The organism is Mycobacterium sp. (genome assembly GCF_965230835.1).
Classification (GTDB): domain Bacteria; phylum Actinomycetota; class Actinomycetes; order Mycobacteriales; family Mycobacteriaceae; genus Mycobacterium.
Genome location: NZ_CBDDLW010000002.1, coordinates 4,009,513 through 4,028,433, shown reverse-complemented (window position 1 = coordinate 4,028,433; position 18,921 = coordinate 4,009,513). Strand labels below are relative to the sequence as shown.

The following is an 18,921-nucleotide window of genomic DNA, read 5'->3' as shown; positions in this document are numbered from 1 at the left end:
TGGTGTCGACGCTGAGGCTTTCAGCGGAGCGCCTTGGGAGCAGGGCATTCCGCTCAGCGCACAAGACTCGTTATGCCTACGCATCAGGTGCGATGTATCAGGGCATCGCCTCGCCGGCGCTGGTCGCCCGGATGGCCGCAGCCGGGTATCTCGCCTACCTCGGCAACGGCGGGCTACCCATCGAACAGGTGGAACGCGATCTCTGTGAAGTGAAGTCTCTGGTGCCGCGTGGATGTGTATACGGCGTGAACTTGTTGAGCCAGTTCGACGATCCAGCCGCAGAGGATGCGATCGTAGAACTGATTCTGCGTCATGGCGTAACCCGCGTTGAGGCATCAGCTTTTATGCAGGTAACTCCCGCGCTCGCAGCGTACCGGCTCAGCGGGCTGCAGCCGGGTACGGGCGGAAGCATCCGTTGCGAGCATCTGGTGCTGGGCAAAACGTCGCGGCTGGAGGTGGCAAGCCAGTTCCTGTCGCCCGTCGACCCAGCGCTGGTTGGTCAATTACGTTGCGAGGGGCGGATAACGGCACAGCAGGCCGAGTGGTCATCGAGAGTTGCGGTTGCTGACGACATCTGCGTCGAGGCGGATTCCGGTGGCCATACCGATCAGGGTGTGCTGGGGGTGATCCTGCCCGCATTTCTTAGCGCGCGAGCCAAGGCTGCGCGTGACTTTCCCCCCGCCGGGGAGGTCCGCCTTGGTGCCGGTGGGGGTCTGGGGACGCCGGAAGCGGTCGCGGCGGCCTTTGTTCTGGGCGCGGATTTCGTTATGACCGGGTCGGTCAACCAATGCACGGTCGAAGCTCGTACGCATGAGAAGGTCAAGGAGACCCTGCAGCAGGCCGGGCCAGCGGATACCGCGATCTGCCCAGCCGGCGACATGCTTGAGTTGGGCGCAAAAATGCAGGTGTTGCGACGGGGACTGTTGTTTCCGGCACGAGCCGAGAAATTGTACGAGTTTTATCGACAATATCAAGACTGGTTTGCGATTCCTGATGACGCGCGCAGCCGAATCGAGAACACCTACTTCCGGCGCCCTATTGTCGAAGTTCTCGACGAACTTCAGTCACGGACGACAGCTGTTGAATGGATGCGCGTTCAGAAGAAACCGCGGGAGACGTTAGCAATGATTTGTCGCTGGTATTTTCACCACACGACCCAATGGGCGTTACGCGGCGAACCGGGCCGCGAGGCCGACTACCAGATTCACTGCGGTCCGGCGCTGGGGGCCTTCAACCAGATTGTGCAGGGCACAGCGATGGAAGATTGGCGCAACCGACACGTAGACCACATCGCCGAATTCCTCATGACCGGCGCCGCTGAGGTCCTTTCGCGGCGCTTCGAGGAGATGACTCGATGAAAAAGCTGTGCTGCTGGCTCGTCGGTGAGCAGGGTTTGCTCATCCAATGCGGTCAAGCGCTTCTCGGGGGCGGACACTCGATCGCGGGGGTTACTACAAGTTCCGGCGACGTAGAACGGTGGGCCGCCAGCCACGGGGTGGCAATAAACAGCAGCGCACGCGCAACTGACCTGCTACCCCTCCTGGCCGAGGCGCGCCCGAACTTGCTGCTCAGCATCGGCAATGACACCATTCTCGCCCCTGAGATCTTGGCCGTTCCCGGCCTGGGGTGTGTCAACTACCACGACGGGCCGCTGCCCCGCTACGCGGGGGTGCACGCCACAACCTGGGCGCTTCTAAACGGCGAATCTGAGCACGGCGTGGCCTGGCACAGGATGGAACCCGGTGTCGATACGGGCGCGATCCTGGCAAGACGGACGGTACCGATCGATCCGGCTGACACAGCTTTCTTGCTGAACCTTCGTTGTCACGAAGCAGGGTTCGCAGCCTTTGAGGAGCTGCTCAGCCTGTGGCAGGCCGGCAAGCAACCGCCCGGACAGCAACAGGATCGTTCGTTGCGCACGCTCTACCCGCGGTATCGACGTCCGCCTGAGGCGTTGGTGATCAACTGGGCGCTGCCGGCCGTGGAGCTCGATCGTCTTTGTCGAGCGACAAATTTCGGCGGTAAGCCCAACACATTCGGCAGCACCCGTGTGTTCCTGGACGGCCAGTTCCTCATCGTGCTGGATTGCGCTCTCGGCGCGGACGAAGCCAACGCGCACAGGCCTGGTACCGTCCTGCAATCGTCGAGCTCTGCGTTACATGTGGCGACCGGAACCGGGACGCTGGAGTTGCGCCGCCTCGCTGCCCCGGAGGGTCGCGAGTTACCCGCGTTACCGCGAATACCGGCGGGAACCGTGCTGCCGCCCGTGGGGTCGGAGCGCTCGGCGCGGTTGTCGGAACTGTTTGATCGTGCTCTGCGCGCCGAGCGGTCGCGGTTAACCGCATACACGTCGGTGGTCGCATTCGATTGGTCCACGTGGTCGCACCAAGAGAGCGATGTGTCGCGCCAACCCTCCGCATTTGTTGATGTCGCCATTCCACCGGAGATTTCGGGCGATGGTGAATTCGTGTTGGGCGCCTTCGCGGCCTTTTGGCACCGCAAAGGCGGAGGGCCAAAATATCGCGCCGAGGTAATCCTACCGCCGAATGAAGGAATTTTCGGGAATACCGCTCCCGCAGTCTTTGATTTCTCCGATAAAGAGACCTTGGATACCGCCTGTATTTCAGCCGGGGACGTTGTTGCTGCGACCATTGGGAAAGGTCCGCTGCTTGCCGACTTCCACGCGCGGTATCCACAGGCGGCTAGCTCGCCATCCGACCTCAGCATCGGCCTGACCACCGAGCTGGGTTCGAAATCCGATACCGAGTCAGCGCTCCATCTTGAGGCCACAACCGAGGGCTCCAGGGCTCGCTTGTGGTACTGCCCGAACCGCGTCGGACACCCCATGGCCGCACGCATCGCGGAACAATTCAGCAAATTTCTCGCGGCGACCCAGCACAACCCTGGCTCGCCGGTGCGTGCCGTTGCTTTGCTGAACGATCACGAGTATCAGCTTGCGGTCCACGGCTTCAACGACAGCGCCGCGCCGTACGCTCTCGATCGCACCTTCCTCGACTTATTTCTCGAGCACGTGCGCACCACCCCTCACCGGATTGCGGTTACCTTCGAAGGCAAATCGCTCACCTATGCGGAGCTGAACGGCCACGCCGCACAGTGGGCAGAGAAGATGTCAATAAATGGCATAGCTCCGGGGGAACCAGCCGGGGTGTTTCTCGACCGCTCTGTCGAACTAGTAGTTGCGATTATTGCGGTGCTCAAGACAGGCGCGATATACCTGCCGCTTGACCCAGCGTACCCCGATAGGCGCATCGAGCAGATCATTCAACACACGCATGCGGCCTTTCTGGTTTCGGAGCGCGGGTTGCGATATCGCTCTTTTCGCCGACCCGACCACGAGTGGATCATCGATTATGCGTTCGACGGCACGGAGCCTCCCAGCGAACAGTTCGTGTTCGACTGCCCCGAAGCACTTCCAGATCGGCCGGCCTACCTGATATGCACGTCAGGAACCTCCGGCAAACCCAAGGGCGTGCCAATTCTGCACCGTTCCCTTACCAACCTCTTGCTGGCCTACGCTGAGCGAACCTCATTCTCCGCGGCCGACAGGCTGATGGCCGTCTCCTCTATAGGCTTCGATTGGTCGATTCTCGACCTCTTCCTGCCGCTCGCACACGGCGGAACACTCGAAATGCTCTCGTCGAGCACGATCCGCGACGGCCAACTATTGGTTGAGCGAATCGAACGTGGTGACATCACGTTTGTCCAGGGAACTCCGGGCACCTGGCGGTTAATGCTGGCCGGAGGCTGGTCGAAACACGTCCCGGTGAAGCTGGCCAGCGGAGGGGAAGCGATCAGTCCGGAACTGGCCGAACGACTAAGCCAGCGTGTTGACTTTCTATTCACTGTCTACGGACCCACCGAAACAGCAGTCGTCTCAAGCGGCGATGCTTATGAGTCGGGCGATGTGATTCATCTAGGTCGCCCGCTGGCAAACTGCCGACAATACGTTCTCGACGACTACCTCAATCCTGTCGGCTCCGGCGAGGTGGGCGAAATTTGCATCGCGGGCGCAGGCGTATCCCCCGGATATCTCGACATGCCGGACGTGAACTGCGAAAAATTCATTCCGGACCACTTGCGACCCGGCTCTGGAGAATTGCTCTACCGGTCCGGTGACCTCGCTCGCCTGCTGGAGGACGGCCGGATGCAGTTCGTTACGCGCCGCGACCAGCAGGTAAAACTCCGTGGCCATCGCATAGAGCTTGAAGAGATCGAATCGCGAATGTGCGCTATTCCAGAGGTTCAAGATTCCGTCGTCGTGCTTCGCGACGACATTAGCGGTCAGCGGCGTCTCGTGGGGTTCGTGGTGATGCAGCGCGGCAGCGAGTTCACTTCCGAGCGAATCATGGCAGAACTGGCGCGGAACCTGCCCACTTATATGTTGCCGTCGCTATTGCAAGAGCTCGACGCCCTCCCGTTGACTATCAACAAGAAAATCGACCGCCGCTACCTCGAGAACGCCGAGATCAACAGGCCTGAGGCGACAGCGCAGCCACCTCTGGCGGGTGCCGAATTATCTGTCGAAGACATAGTCACGGTGGGTGTGGCAGACCTTTTGGGTGATTCGCCGGATACGATCGATGCTGACAAGAATTTCATCGAACTCGGGCTCGACTCCATTCAACTCACCAGTCTTTCACTCAAGCTCGGCGAAAAACTGGACCTGCACGTTGAACTCACCACGCTATATAAGCATCCAACCCCGCGTGCGCTTGCTCAATTCCTGTACCCGCGCGGCGCGGTTCACGCAGTTCCGTCGGTTGGTGCCGCTGACTTTCCGCTGTCGTCGATTCAGCGCTTGATGTGGACTCATGAGCAGCTGCATCCCGGCACCCGAGCGTGGTATTCCGCATTCGCGTACCGCGTCGATGACGCTGTCTCAGTGGATGCCTTGCGCAAGGCTATTGAATCGGTGGTGCATCGGTATTCCATTCTTCGTACCGAAGTATATGCGTCCGGCGGCGACCCCCGGCAGACAGTTCTGCCACCGGCGCCGGTCGAACTACCGGTCGTCGAGCTGACCTCCGCGAACATGATCGACGAGCTGCGTCGACAATCGAAGATCGAATTGGTCGACATTCCGATCCGCTGTGTGGTGTTGACGAAAGCGGGCGAGGACCGCGCGCTGCTGCTGATTTTGCATCATCGCGTGCTCGACGGTGTCACCCACCGTCTGCTACTGAAATATATCGATTCGGCTTATGCGGCCGCGCAAGCCGGTCAGACCCCGGTATTGCCGCGGGACCGCCCCTACGACCAGTTCGTCGAACGCGAACGTGCCTGGCTTGACGATGAACAAGCCCAACGCCAACGCGATTATTGGAAGCATGTCGGCACCGATGCGGAGCCAGCCGACCGGCGGCCGCCTTCGGGAAAACAGCCGTCTGGGGCATCGATAGCGCGCGCCTATGCGCGGTGGAATCAACTGCACGAGTGTTGCCGTCACCACTCGATCACACCCGCATCGGCCTATCTCACCGCATGGGTGGTGTTGGCCGGGCGCCGGGCCGGTTCGCGAAGCTTGCGGATCACGGTGCCGGCCGCGCGCCGGACAGCCCGCGGTGATGCAGACACGCTGGGCCCATTCATGAACCTGCTGCCGGTGCGGATCGACATTGCACCCGGAACTACTGTCGCGGAGCTCTGGACGGAAACCGCGGCCGCATTGACCGCCGCGATCGAGCATTCCGATCTACCGTTCGCTGAAATCCTGAGGGTTCAGAACCGCCCGGCACCACAAGTGGCCTTCTATAGCCAAGATTCACACTCCGAGGTTGGCAAGAGCCTGCTTTTTGGACGACCGATTCACGAAATCACCCAAGAAGGCGAGATCGAGCTAGCGCTCGAAGTCTTTTTCGGAACAGAGGGTTGTTTACTCCGGCTCAAATACGATGCCTCCCAGCACACCGAAGCGGCCGCAAGCGAAGTCTTAGACCAATTGATCCATCTGCTGGACGCGACGGTCTCAGACCCGTTGGCCCGCGTGGACGACATTGCACTCGTCGCGTCGGGCCAGCTCGCTGGTAGCGAGCAACATCGAGCCACTGCGCTCTTCCGCCTAGAGACGCCAGTGCACCAGCTGATCGCCGAGCAGGCCGAACTCACGCCCGAGGCTATCGCGGTGCGGGATGCGCTTTCGTCGCTGACTTATCGTGAACTGGACCGGTTGGCAAGCGGCATTGGCGCCGCGCTCAGGCACCACGAAACCCAGGGGCGCGTGGTAGGCGTTCTGCTGGATCGCGATGCTCAGTTACCGGCCGTGTTGCTGGGAATTCTCAGAGCGGGGGCCATCTACCTGCCCCTCGATCCAGGTTTTCCGGCTGATCGCCTGCAATTCATCCTGCACGACAGTGCCGCTGGGGTGATCATCGCTGCCCGGAACCATCTACATCTCCTACACGGGGTCAATGCCGAAATCCTCTGTTTGGACGACGTGCTGCGGGAGGCGGTGTACCGAGAATCGACGGACGAATCCGGCTGTGAGACAGCATATTTAATCTATACTTCCGGGTCTACCGGCCGCCCGAAGGGGACGCTGATCCCGCATCGTGCGCTTACCAACTTCCTTTGCGCCATGCGCGCGCTGGTCCCGCTCGGCGCCGACGACCGACTCCTTGCGCTGACGACGATCTCGTTTGACATTGCCGCACTTGAACTGTTTCTGCCGCTGACTTGTGGCGCAACCGTGGACATCGTTACGGCTGGTGTGGCCCGGGACGGAGCTCGCTTGCGGCACGCGATCGAGTCGAGGTCTGTGACCGCGATTCAGGCGACGCCGGCCACATATCGCATGCTGATCGATGCCGACTGGCGCCCAGGGGCGGGGATGCGGGTGCTGTGCGGTGGGGACACTCTACGCGAAGATTTGGCGGAACGTCTGCTCGGCATCGGCGGGCAGGCCGAAGTATGGAATCTCTACGGCCCGACGGAGGCTGCAATCTGGGCGACCGCGCAACGTATCCGACCAGGCCAACCTGTCACGATTGGCCGCCCAATCGCCAACACCGAGGCCTACGTCCTCGACGCGGAGCTGCGCCGGGTCCAGCGTGGGGTTACCGGCGAGTTGTTTCTGGCCGGCGAATGCCTTGCGGTCGGCTATCACAACCGTCCAGAACTGACAGCAGAACGCTTTATCGACAACCCGTTCAGCGATGGAAAGATGTATCGGACCGGCGACCTCGCACAATGGAATGACGAGAACGCTCTTGTGCATGTCGGCCGGGCTGACGATCAGATCAAACTCCGCGGCATGCGGATAGAGATCGGTGAGATTGAATCCGCCCTGACACGGCTGAACGAGGTCCGCGACGCGGCAGTAATCCTCGAACGCAACGGAGGTGCACACGACCAGCTCGTCGCGTTCGTACGACGTGACCCGTGCGGCAGCGGTTGGGATCCTCGCGCTGATCTGGCGAGATGGCTACCCGCCGCCATGATCCCCTCTCGCTTTGTGGATGTGGATGAGTTGCCGCTCACGCCGAACAACAAGCTTGACCGCCGCGCGCTGGAGTCGCTTCTGGTCGATTCGCCGATGCGGGACATCCGTTCCGATACCCGAGGTCATTCGCTGTCAACGCCCCGCGATGTTCTGCGGAATTCCATAGCAGAAGTCATCGGCCTAGATTCCAGTGCGATTCACCCCGACCGTCACCTGGGAGAGTACGGCCTGGACTCCATCCGCTTCACCAAGATCGCAGCGCTGCTGACCAGCCGCCTCGGCAGACCTGTTGAGCCGCCGCTGTTCTATGAGTTCACAACGCTTGCAGCGCTGGAGGCGCACTTCGAGGTACCCTCCGGCGCGCTGGGCAGTTCTGCGTCGCGGCTCAAAGACGAAGCGGCAGGCTCAACCGATCCCATCGCAGTAGTCGGAATGAGCGGCATCTTCGCCGGGTCGGAAACCCTGGAGGAATTTTGGCAGCACCTCGTGTCCGGCGACGACATGATTACGGCAACACCGGAGGGGCGGTGGCCGAACGCATCGTCAAGTCACGGAAGCTTCGTCGGATCGATCGCGGAGTTCGACCCTGCGCTGTTCACCATCTCCGCTCGCGAAGCCGAACAGATGGATCCGCAACAACGCCTCCTGTTGCGCTGCGTTTGGCGGCTCTTCGAGAATGCTGGTCACGCTCCCGCTAACTTCGCGCAGACCAAATGCGGCGTGTTCATCGGGGCCTCGGGCGCGGACTATTACGATTTCCTTTTCCGATCGGGTCAAACGGCGGAACCGCATGCACTGTCCGGCTCGTCACACGCGGCGCTCGCCAATCGCATCTCGTACTTGTATGACCTACACGGTCCAAGCGCAACGATCGACTCGGCCTGCTCCAGTTCTCTGGTGGCAATCCACCGCGCTGCCGCGGCTCTCCGGTCTGGCGAATGTACTGCCGCCATCGCCGGCGGAGTTAGTGTGATTCTCAGCGGCGCAGCGCATTCGGCCCTAACGGCGACCAACATGCTGAGCTTGGATGGGCGATGCAAGAGCTTCGACGCATCGGCCGATGGCTATGTGCGTGGGGAAGGTGCGGCGGTCGTTCTACTGCGGCCCTTAAGCGACGCAGTGCTCGACGGCGACCAGGTTCACGGCGTCATTCTGGGCTCCGCGGAGAATCACGGCGGCCGCACCAATTCACTGACCGCGCCGAGTGTAGGAGCGCAGGCGGAGGTGATCGCTGAAGCGCAGCGCCGAGCCGCGGTGGATCCCCGTTCGATCGGCTATATCGAAGCCCACGGAACGGGCACGGCGCTGGGCGACCCCATCGAAATCAATGGCCTGAAGAACGCATTCACGCGTCGCTGTGGGGAGTTGGGCGTGCCTCCGCCGGCCAGTGCAAGCTGTGGCGTTGGCTCGCTGAAGACGCAATTTGGGCATCTTGAGGCAGCCGCCGGTGCCGCGGGGTTGATCAAAGTCCTGCTGGCGATGCGATATCGGCGGTTGCCGAGGCTGCTGCACTGGCGTCGGCAGAATCCGATGATCCAGCTCGATGGCAGCCCGTTCCGGCTCGTGACACATGAGGAAGCCTGGGACGTCGCAGACACGAAGACGACGCTGCGTGCCGGCGTCAGCTCGTTCGGATTCGGTGGGTCAAACGCTCACCTGGTGGTCGAGATGCCGCCAATCCTCGATTCATCCCCAGACTTCATAGGCCCGTTGCTATTTCCGATTTCAGCGTCCGATACCGCGCGGGTGGGTGAGCGTTGTGAATCCTTGGCTTCCTGGCTCGAACGCCATGCGGAGGCTCACCTGGCCGATGTCGCGTTTACGTTGCAGCAGGGACATGCTTGGCTCGAGCATCGAGTCGTATTCGTCGCGGCGGAACACGCGAGTTTGATCGGCGCCTTGCGCTCAATCGGTTCAGACAGGCTTCCCAGCGATCTAGTTGGTCGGGCAGCTGACGTCGAACTGGAATCCACCGCGAAACGCTGGTTGTCGGGCGACCCCGTCAGCTGGCCTGATGTCCCGGGCGCTCGGCGCATCGACTTGCCCGGCCACCCCTTCAAAAGGGACCGCTTCTGGCTGGATGGGCCTGCACCGGAAGGGCGGACACGTTCCGGGCTGGCGGCGGCTATCAATTCGCCCGCCGAAGGATCCCCCAAAGTGCGTCTGCGCCGTACCGAACTAAACCCGCCACCTGCGCCCGCGGTCCCCACGACCGGTGCGTCCGCGGCGCCAGCGCATTCGGTCGTTGAGCCAGCGGAGTTATTGCCCAGGCTTCGCAGCGAGCTGGCCGCAGTGCTGTTCACCCAAGCGGAAGCGCTCGACACGTCGCGCAGTTTCGCCGACCTGGGCGTTGACTCGATTCTGGCAGTGGAGTTCGCACGCAGTGTCTCCGCAACAGTGGATCAGCCGGTGCAGGCTGCCGACCTCTACGACCACCCGAATCTGCAAGCTTTGGCCGCGTTCTTGGCGCAGGGAGTTGAACCGGCGCAACCGGCGGTGGCCGCACCGGACGCCGTCAATGTCGCTCCGGCGGTGCAACCGTCATCGTTGCTGGACCGACTCCGCGCTGACTTGGCCGCAGTCCTCTACATGCCGGTCGACGCGTTGGACCCGTCGCGCAGTCTTCTCGATCTCGGTGTCGACTCCATCTTGGCGATCGAGTTTGCGAGAAACATCTCCACTGGCTACGGCCGTCGGGTGCAGGCTACCGACCTCTACGACCACCCAAACCTGCAAGCTTTGGCCACATTCCTGAGGCAAGGATCCCAACCCCATGAAACTGTGGCGGCCCCGCCTGCCAACGGCTCTGGCAACCTAGAATCTGCGGTCCGCCAGATGCTGGCGCGAGTGCTCTACTGCGACCCGGATTCTTTTCCGCCTCCCATTCGTTTTCGGATCTGGGACTCGACTCCGTCCTCGCGATCGAATTCGTCGGCGAACTTTCGCGCGAGCTCGGTGTGACCGTGCCCACCACAGCTCTCTACGACCATCCGAACCTCGATGATCTTGTCGCTCTGCTGGAGGCATCACCGCGCGAGGCGATGACAGCGGAGACCGGGCCGGCGTCGGCCGAACCACTGCGTGCACCCGGTCCGCAAGATCGGAGCTTTGTCTCGCAGCCTCCCCGGGCTGTTGCCATCATCGGCTATTCGGGCCAGTTCCCAGGCGCGCCCGATCTCGAGCAGTTCTGGGACAATCTGGAACGAGGAGTTTGTGCTATCGAACCGCTCCCCGCAGACCGGCGAACGAATTCGGTTGAGCCGTCTAATTCCTGGTATGGCGGCTTCTTGGCGGGTGTTGACCGCTTCGATCCATTGTTCTTCAACATGTCCCCCGCCGATGCGGAGTTGATGGACCCACAGCACCGGCTGTTCTTGTCGGAAACCTACCGCGCAATCGAAGATTCAGGCTATGCACCTGAATCGTTGTCCGGCCAGGCGGTCGGGGTCTACGCGGGCGTGACCGGCTCTGACCGCTACGCTGAACAGCTTCCCGGCCTTCGGCCTGCCCAGGAGATGCTGGGCACCGCCGACTCTATCCTGGCCGGCCGGGTTGCGTTCTTTCTCGACTTGCAGGGGCCAGCCCTAGCCGTCGATACGGCGTGCTCGTCCTCGCTGGTGGCAATCCACCTCGCGTGCAGCGGATTGTTAAGCGGCGAAGTCGATCTCGCTCTCGCTGGAGGCGTTACTCTTTACCTAAGCGAAAAAGCCTGGCAAGAGATGGACCATGCCGGCATGCTCGCCGCTGACGGCCGCTGCAAGGCTTTTGATCAGTCCGCAGACGGATTCGTGCCTGGCGAAGGTGTCGGGGTCGTCGTCTTGAAGCGTCTCGACGATGCGCTCGCGTGCGGGGACCCGATCCGCGCAGTGATTCTAGGCACCGGGGTCAACCAGGATGGCCGCACCAATGGCCTCACTGCGCCCAGCGCCAAATCGCAAGCCGCGCTCGAGTCCCAGGTTTACCGTCGTGCTGATGTCGATCCGGCGAGTATCACATGCGTTGAAACTCATGGCACTGGAACCAAACTCGGCGATCCTATCGAAATAGAAGCCCTTACCCGGGTGTTTCGCGCGGCTACCGATGCGCGGCAATTCTGCGCCGTCGGCTCGGTCAAGACGAATATCGGTCACACCACTGCGGCTGCTGGTGTCGCGGGGCTTCTTAAGCTGGCCGGTGCTGTCAACCGGGGCAAGATTCCGCCCACGTTGCACTGCGACGTCGAAAATGAGCATATCGATTTCGCGGCGTCGCCGTTCTTTGTAAACCGGGAACTACGTCCCTGGCCAGCGTCCGGCAGCGAACCCCGCCGAGCGGCGTTGAGCTCGTTCGGCTTCAGCGGTACTAACGCCCACTTGGTAATGCAGGAACCCCCGACCCGAACACGCATGCGTGTCCAGCCGGTTATGGAGCAGCTCATCCTGCTCTCGGCTCAAACCAAGGGTGCACTTGAGCGCCGAGTGGCCGATTTGGCTCGATATCTTGGCCCGCCGCACCATGGTGACGAACTTGAAGACATAGCGTTCACGCTGGCCCGCGGCCGCACGCACTTTTCTTGGCGCACAGCATTTGTCGCGGATTCTGTGGAGAACCTCCGAAATCAGCTACACACCTGGAACCCGCCATCGACGCCTGCGACGCGTGGCTTGCCGACCAACGGTAACCAGCTGCCCTCGCTCCATGGTGGAGACGGGCCGCCCACCCTGTCCGCGATGCGTGACCTCTATTTGCAGGGCGCAGACCTGCCATTAGGACAGCTGTTCCCCGAACACAGCGGACACCGTATTCCGTTGCCTACTTATCCATTTGAGCGCGACCGGTGTTGGGGCGCGGAAATTTCGGTAGCGCAGGCGCCTGCTCGTTCCACCGCGCCAACGTCTTGGCACAAGCACATTCCCGCCACCGACCCGGCGACGAGCGGGCACTTCGTCGACGGCAAGCCTACGATTCCTGGTTCAGCCGTACTACTCGCCGCGCTTGAATCGATGCAGCCGCGCGCGCGTGAACTGACAGACCTGGTCTGGCTGCGCCCGATACACAACCCGCCGACCGGAACTACGTTGCGCATCGAACAAAGCAGTACCCGGTTCACGGTGCTAGGGCCCGACGAAACTTTGTACGCGGAAGGCCGCATCCAAGACGTTGGCCCTGTACGGGCGCGCCTGGCTCCGGTGAGAACGACACCACAGCCCGCAACCGACTTCTACGAGCTAATGAAGCAACGCGGCGTCGACTACCGTGGGGCCTTCCGAAGTATCGAGTTCATCGCGACCGAAAATGACCGCGCCAGCGCCTGGCTTGCCGTGGGAGCTGAAACAGCAACGCCGTCTGCCGGCGCCGTCGATTCCGCTCTGCAGGTAGTGGGAGCGCTGGTGCCAACAGATGGCGAGGGACTGCGCCCGGCGTCGATCGATCGTTTCGCGGTGGTGCCGCCGTGGCCCGCCCGAATCGAGGTGCGTGCCCAGCGGACGGCGGCATCTCGTTTCGACGTCGAAGCTATCGATCGCGATACCGGCAGACTCGCGCTGACCGCCAACGGGCTGGCGCTGCGCAGCGTAACCAAGCCCGAGCCCGAAGGAGAGCTACGCCGTGCTGTTGCGGCGACCAAACTTCCGATGCTGACCCCCGAGCAATGGACCAGAGCCGTTGCCGAGCGTGCGGCACTCAACCGCTATGCCGCAGCCCTGTGCGGTGCAATCCAGCTACCTGCCCGCAACGACGTGCGGCCGCTGTATCAGCCGATGTTGGACGCACTTGCTGCGGTCGCGGGGAGCGCCCGGGAGGCTAGTACGACGACGCTGCGGCGCCAGCACCCCAAGTTGGCCAGACGCTTCGATCTACTCGACCACTGTGCTGCCGAAATGCCCGCGGTGCTGCGTGGCGAACAGCTCGCTACTGCTGTTCTCTTCGGTGACCATACCGATGCGATCAAGGAAATTTACGCCTCAAGCGCGACAGCCATCGCTACCAACGCAGCTCTCGCCCGTCTCATCGTCGCCGCCGGACCCAAAAGCGTGCTGGAATTCGGGGCCGGTACCGGTGCTACGACCCGCGTTGTCCTAGAAGAATTCGCCGCATGCGGCCAACGCCACCCTCGCTATCTCTTTACCGATATCTCGCCAACATTGGTAAATGCAGCACGTCAGACGTTCACAGTATGCGAATTCGCACAGTTCGACGTCACTCGGCCCGCAGCGGAGCAGGCCCTTGCCGGCCAATTTGACATTGTCTTCGGGACCAACGCACTTCACGTCGCGACCGACTGCACCGCTGCACTGGCAAACCTGAGAGAGCTGGTCCGCCCCGGTGGCCTGATTATCTTGAACGAAGCTACGTCGGCCGACGAGTTCGCAATCGTCACCTTCGGTCTCACAGCCGACTGGTGGCAGGCGGCCGGGCCGGGTCGACTTGCGCACTCTCCGTTGCTGACATCGACCGGTTGGCTGGCATGTCTCGATGCGGCTGGATTCGAAGAAGCTGAAGAGTGGACAGCAGGCGCTGCCTTCTATGGCGAGTCGGGTCAGTCGATCATCATCGCGTCGGCAGCCGCGGAATGCCAGCCCTCATTGCCGCCTGGTTCCCGCGACTATGTTCGCGCCGTGTTGGCGAGAGTTCTCAAAATCGAGCCGGAGCGGATCGAAGATGAGATCAGCTTTGCCAGCTATGGAGTCGACTCTCTCGTCGTGCTTGAAATCAATCGGGCTTTCGAGAAAGACCTGGGGCGGCTCCCCGTGACGCTGCTATTTGAGAACAACAGCGTCACCAAGCTGGCGGAGTACTTCGAGCGTGAACACGCAGCGACGCTGGATAGCCTGCTCGCGCGGGCTGGCGCTTCCGCACCGGCCCCAGCGCCGAGCGCTGAAACCCATTCCGCCAGAACCCAGTCCGACCCGGTCGGTGAGATTGCCATTGTCGGCGTGGAAGGGCGCTATCCACTCTCTGACGATGTCCACAGCCTCTGGGAGAACCTCGAAACCGGTCGCGATGCGGTACGGGCCGTGCCCGACGACCGCTGGCTCTGGCAGAACTCCACCGGCCTGCGTGCGTCCACGGCACATCACCGCGAGGCCGGGTATCTCGACAATGTTGATTGCTTCGATCCTTTGCATTTCGGGATCTCGCCACGAGAAGCCGTAGGTATGGACCCGCAGCAGCGGGTCTTCCTCGAGACGGCGGCAGCTGCCCTGGAGTCAGCTGGATACACCCAACAGCGGCTGGCGACCAATGCTCACCAGGTCGGTGTCTTCGTTGGCGTCATGAACTCCGACTACGAGCGCCTCGGCGCTGACGCGGCCGTCGACGGAATCGATACAACCGCGCATTCAGCCCACTGGTCGATCGCCAACCGCGTCTCGTTCGCACTTAATCTTGAGGGACCTTCCCTCGCCGTGGACACCGCCTGCTCCAGCTCGCTTTCGGCCGTCCATCTCGCTTGCGAGAGCCTGCGCCGCGGTGAGTGCCGCGTGGCAGTTGCCGGCGGTGTCAACCTCATCCTCCATCCGCATCACCTCGAAGAACTCTCCGGCGCCGGGATGCTGTCCGCTACTGATCGCTGCCGCGCGTTCGGCGCCAACGCCGACGGGTTTGCCGTCGGCGAGGGTGTGGGGGCGGTGGTTTTAAAACCTATGTCCCACGCTGTCGCCGACGGGGATACCATCTGGGCCGTCATCGTTGGCTCGGCGATAAACTCCGGAGGCCGTACCGCCGGATACACGGTTCCCAACCCCAATGCGCAGGCAAGCGTGGTCGGGCGCGCAATCGGCCAGGCGGGTTTGGATCCTGCAACCATCACATACGTTGAGGCCCATGGAACCGGCACGGCGCTCGGCGATCCCATTGAAATTGCAGGATTGACTCAGGTTTTCGGTAAACATTCCCGCCCAATCGCGATCGGCTCGGCCAAGTCCAACTTTGGCCATCTCGAATCGGCCGCAGGCATCCTCGCACTAACGAAGACCATTTTGCAGATCCGGAATCGTGTGCTCGCCCCAACTCTCCACGCCAACCCGCCCAACCCGCTGATCGATTGGGATACTTCGCCCTTCGATTTGGTGCAGGCGCGAACGCCGTGGCCGGGCCCACGTCGCAGTTGTGTCAGTTCGTTCGGCGCTGGTGGCGCAAACGCGCACGTGATTCTCGACGAGCCACCGGCACTTGCGCCCAGACCGGCGGACACCGGGGCGCTGCACCTGTTTGTGCTTTCTGCACGCCGGCCTGACCGCCTCATGGCCAGTCGTGATCGTCTGATCGCCTTTCTTGAGCGCCACCCGGAGACACCACTCGCTGATCTCGCTTGGACGTTGCAGGCCGGTCGCGAGGTCTACGAGGAGCGCATCGCGGTAACGGCTTCGACTGTTGCCGAGCTGATTGCCAATCTTGGTAATGCGCCGATCCCATCGGGACCTCCGCCGGCGCCTCCGGCATCACTCGAAGATGCACTGGGGCATCGTGATCTGCCCGTAGTCGCTCGCTACTGGCTCAACGGCGAGCGGGTGGACTGGGCCCGGCTCTACGGTGACTCGCAACGTCGCTGGATTCCCGCCCCGACGTATCCGTATGCGCGCGAGCGCTACTGGATTCCATGCGGGCACGATCCGCGGGCCGCTGCGCCCCGGGCGCTGGATTGGGTTTACGCGCCGCGCTGGCGCGACCAACCACTATCGGCCTGTCCACGAACTCCCGCCCGGGGCAAATCGTTGGTGGTCGCCACTCGAGAAGTTCCTGTGAATCTCTGGCCGTCGGAATTCCAGGCATGCGTCATAGATCCGCAGGATCCGGGCCAGCTGGAGCGCCAACTCGCCGATAGCCTTGCCGAAACGAGTCGTATCTTCTTTGTGGTCGGGGTTGGCCCGGTCCCTCCGGATCCACTCGACTCGGCAGCATTCGAACGAGTTCAAGAATCCGGAATTGTCTCGCTATTTCGCCTCGTCAAGATGCTGCGCGCACATGGACCGCGTTCCGTAGAGCTCGCTGTGATAACGCAGGTGCTTGCCGATGAGCCCGGCCTGGCGCCTTCGGCGGCGTTCGCGGCCCTGGACGGATTTGTCCGATCGTTGCGACGCGAATTCTCAGAGTGGCAGGTCTGCTGCTTTGCTACCTGCCCGGCGCTGCTTCGCGAACCGCAACACCTGCTGGACGCCGCCGCCGCCGAATTGGCCGCTCAAGACAGTCGTCCGATCCGGCGTTATTGGAATCGGCGTGAAGTCTGCGTGATCGAACCGGTTAAGCCGGCCAGCACAAAATCGTCGCCCTGGCGTGACGGTGCCCATTATCTGATTCTCGGTGGAGGCGGCGGCATTGGCTTCGAAACCGCTGCGCACCTGTGCCGTAACGCGCACGCACGCGTCACCCTGCTGGGCCGCCGCGAAGCCGACGCGAACCTCGCGCACCGAATAGACTCCGCGATCGCCAATGGTGGTGCGATTCAATACATTCGTGCCGATGCCACCAACCAAGCGTCGCTCGTGGAGGCTATCGGCAACGCCCGCAGTCGATTTGGCCCCATTCGGGGCGCCATCCATTCGGCACTTGTGCTCGAAGATCGCACCATCGATCGGATGGACGAGCAATGCCTTAGGCGTGTGCTAGACAGCAAGGCTTTGACCAGTTTCGAGTTCGCTCGCGCCCTCGCCACCGAACCGCTTGACTTCTTGCTCTTTTACGGTTCGGCTGAGTCGTTTGCCGGCGATGCTGGTCAAAGTAACTACTCTGCGGCCTCGACGTTTCAAGACTCCTTCGCACATGCCCTGCGTAACTCGTCCGGCTTACCGGCGCGCATCGTCAACTGGGGGTATTGGGGCTCGGTCGGAGCCGTGTCCGGTGGCTTCTACGAAGAAAAGCTGACGCACAAAGGCCTGCAATCCATCGAGGTTGACGAGGGAATGGAGGTCATCGAGGCCGTACTGTCCGGCGACGAAGAACAAGTTCTTGCCGTCAAGGCCAACCGAGATGCACTGGAACGCCTGGGGTGCGTCGAGGTTGGCGAAGCCCAAGACTTCTCCTCGCGGGTGCGTAGGCTAGAACAGCTTGGCAGGCTGCATCTCCTGGCAGCCCTACACCGAGCGGGCGCGAAACTCAGTACCACGAAAGCACTCTCGCTGGCCGACCTGCTACGCCAGGTAGGCGCGCGCAACCTGGGAATCAAGATTGCCCAGTCTTTGTTGGACGTCCTAACCCGCGCGGCCCTGATCGAGCGTGGAGATAGTGGCTGGATTCAGATCGCTGACGTCGCCCAGCTTCCCAGCTGGGAAGACTTCGGATTGCCCCAGCACGCTCGGCTCCTGCGTGCGTGTCTGGATGCCCTACCCGCGATCTTGAGCGGCGAAACATCCGCGGTGGACGTCTTATTCAGCGATGCCAACGCGGAGTCGGTGGACGCCATGTACCAAGGCGATCCGATCAACGACCGATATAGCATGGCGATTGCCGAAGCTGCGGCACGCTATCTCGTAGAACGAGACGATCGAAGCCGCCCATGTCGCATCCTTGAGATCGGAGCTGGCACCGGCGCCACCACGGCGGCGGTCCTGGCGGCGCTGCACCGGTCGGACGAACCCTTCGAATACACCTATACCGACGTTTCGCCGGCCTTCTTGCGCCGGGGCCAAGCACGCTTCGATGCTGCCGGCGCCGAGTTGCGGTTCGCTCTTCTCGACATCGAACGCAGTCCTGAGAGCCAGCAATTCGCCAACAGCGAATTCGATCTGGTGGTTGCCACCAACGTCCTGCATGCTACTCGCGACCTGTCCGCAACACTCGGCCGAGTGCGCGCGCTCCTGAGGCCGGGCGGCTGGTTGCTGTTGAACGAGGCCATCGAGCCCAACGACTTCTTGGCGCTTACTTTCGGGCTTCTCCCCGGCTGGTGGTCCGCCGAGGACACCGACCGTCGCTACCCACATTCCGCTCTCGCATCGCGAACCACGTGGGAATCTCTGCTCGGCGAGGCCGGCTTCGAAATTCAATCTGCCCAGTCCTTCGAACGCATCTTTATCGCCCGTCGTGCTGCTAACACTGACGCAAGGGGACCGGCCGCCAGCGACGTCCAAGGAAGCCCCGCGCGCAGTTCGGAAGAGCTGCACGTCGTCATCAAATCGGCCCTTGCGGAAACTCTGCAGGTGCCCCTGGAGCGGATACGCCGCGACGCAATGTTCTTGGATCTGGGGATGGATTCGCTTACCGCCATCGAGATCGCGCGACTAATCAACCTGCGTCTTGGCGAGTCGCCGGCCACACCGCTGACAAGCTTGGACCTGTATAACTATCCGAGCCCGGATGCACTCGCGGGTCACATCGACGAGGCCTACTCGCAGTCTCCGCGGTCTTCGACAGTGAAGTCACGGGTGTCCGATCCCCCCGACGATGTCCTGTTCCTGCTAAATCGTGTGGCAGACGGAGCTTTGGAAAACGAAGCTGCGGTTGACAAATTGTTGGAATCGCTACGCCTTTAGTCATCGTCGGTCGGCGTC

3 protein-coding genes are annotated in these 18,921 nt (G+C 62.1%); all 3 read left to right on the top strand.

The genetic code is table 11. From position 1 onward, the window contains the following. Positions 1-2 precede the first annotated feature (2 nt). From ACO07W_RS18670 to ACO07W_RS18660, 3 genes are read left to right on the top strand one after another with little or no spacing between them, the layout of a single operon-like run. Entirely contained in the window at positions 3-1,358 is a 1,356-nt protein-coding gene (locus ACO07W_RS18670; RefSeq protein WP_421845173.1) for a PfaD family polyunsaturated fatty acid/polyketide biosynthesis protein, read from the top strand. Next, positions 1,355-10,420, top strand: coding sequence for an amino acid adenylation domain-containing protein (locus tag ACO07W_RS18665; protein ID WP_421845172.1), 9,066 nt, complete (start codon positions 1,355-1,357; stop codon positions 10,418-10,420). Before ACO07W_RS18670 ends, ACO07W_RS18665 begins: the two co-directional genes overlap by 4 nt. Beyond that, positions 10,315-18,903 carry an SDR family NAD(P)-dependent oxidoreductase gene (locus ACO07W_RS18660; RefSeq protein ID WP_421846098.1) on the top strand — a complete coding sequence of 2,863 codons (8,589 nt, stop codon included), beginning with the start codon at positions 10,315-10,317 and terminating at the stop codon, positions 18,901-18,903. Before ACO07W_RS18665 ends, ACO07W_RS18660 begins: the two co-directional genes overlap by 106 nt. The last annotated feature ends 18 nt before the right edge of the window (positions 18,904-18,921 follow it).

What these genes read in the sequence shown, in the direction of transcription:
- ACO07W_RS18665 (WP_421845172.1), top strand. Translation starts at nt 1,355, where the DNA reads ATGAAAAAGCTGTGCTGCTGGCTCGTCGGTGAGCAGGGTTTGCTCATC.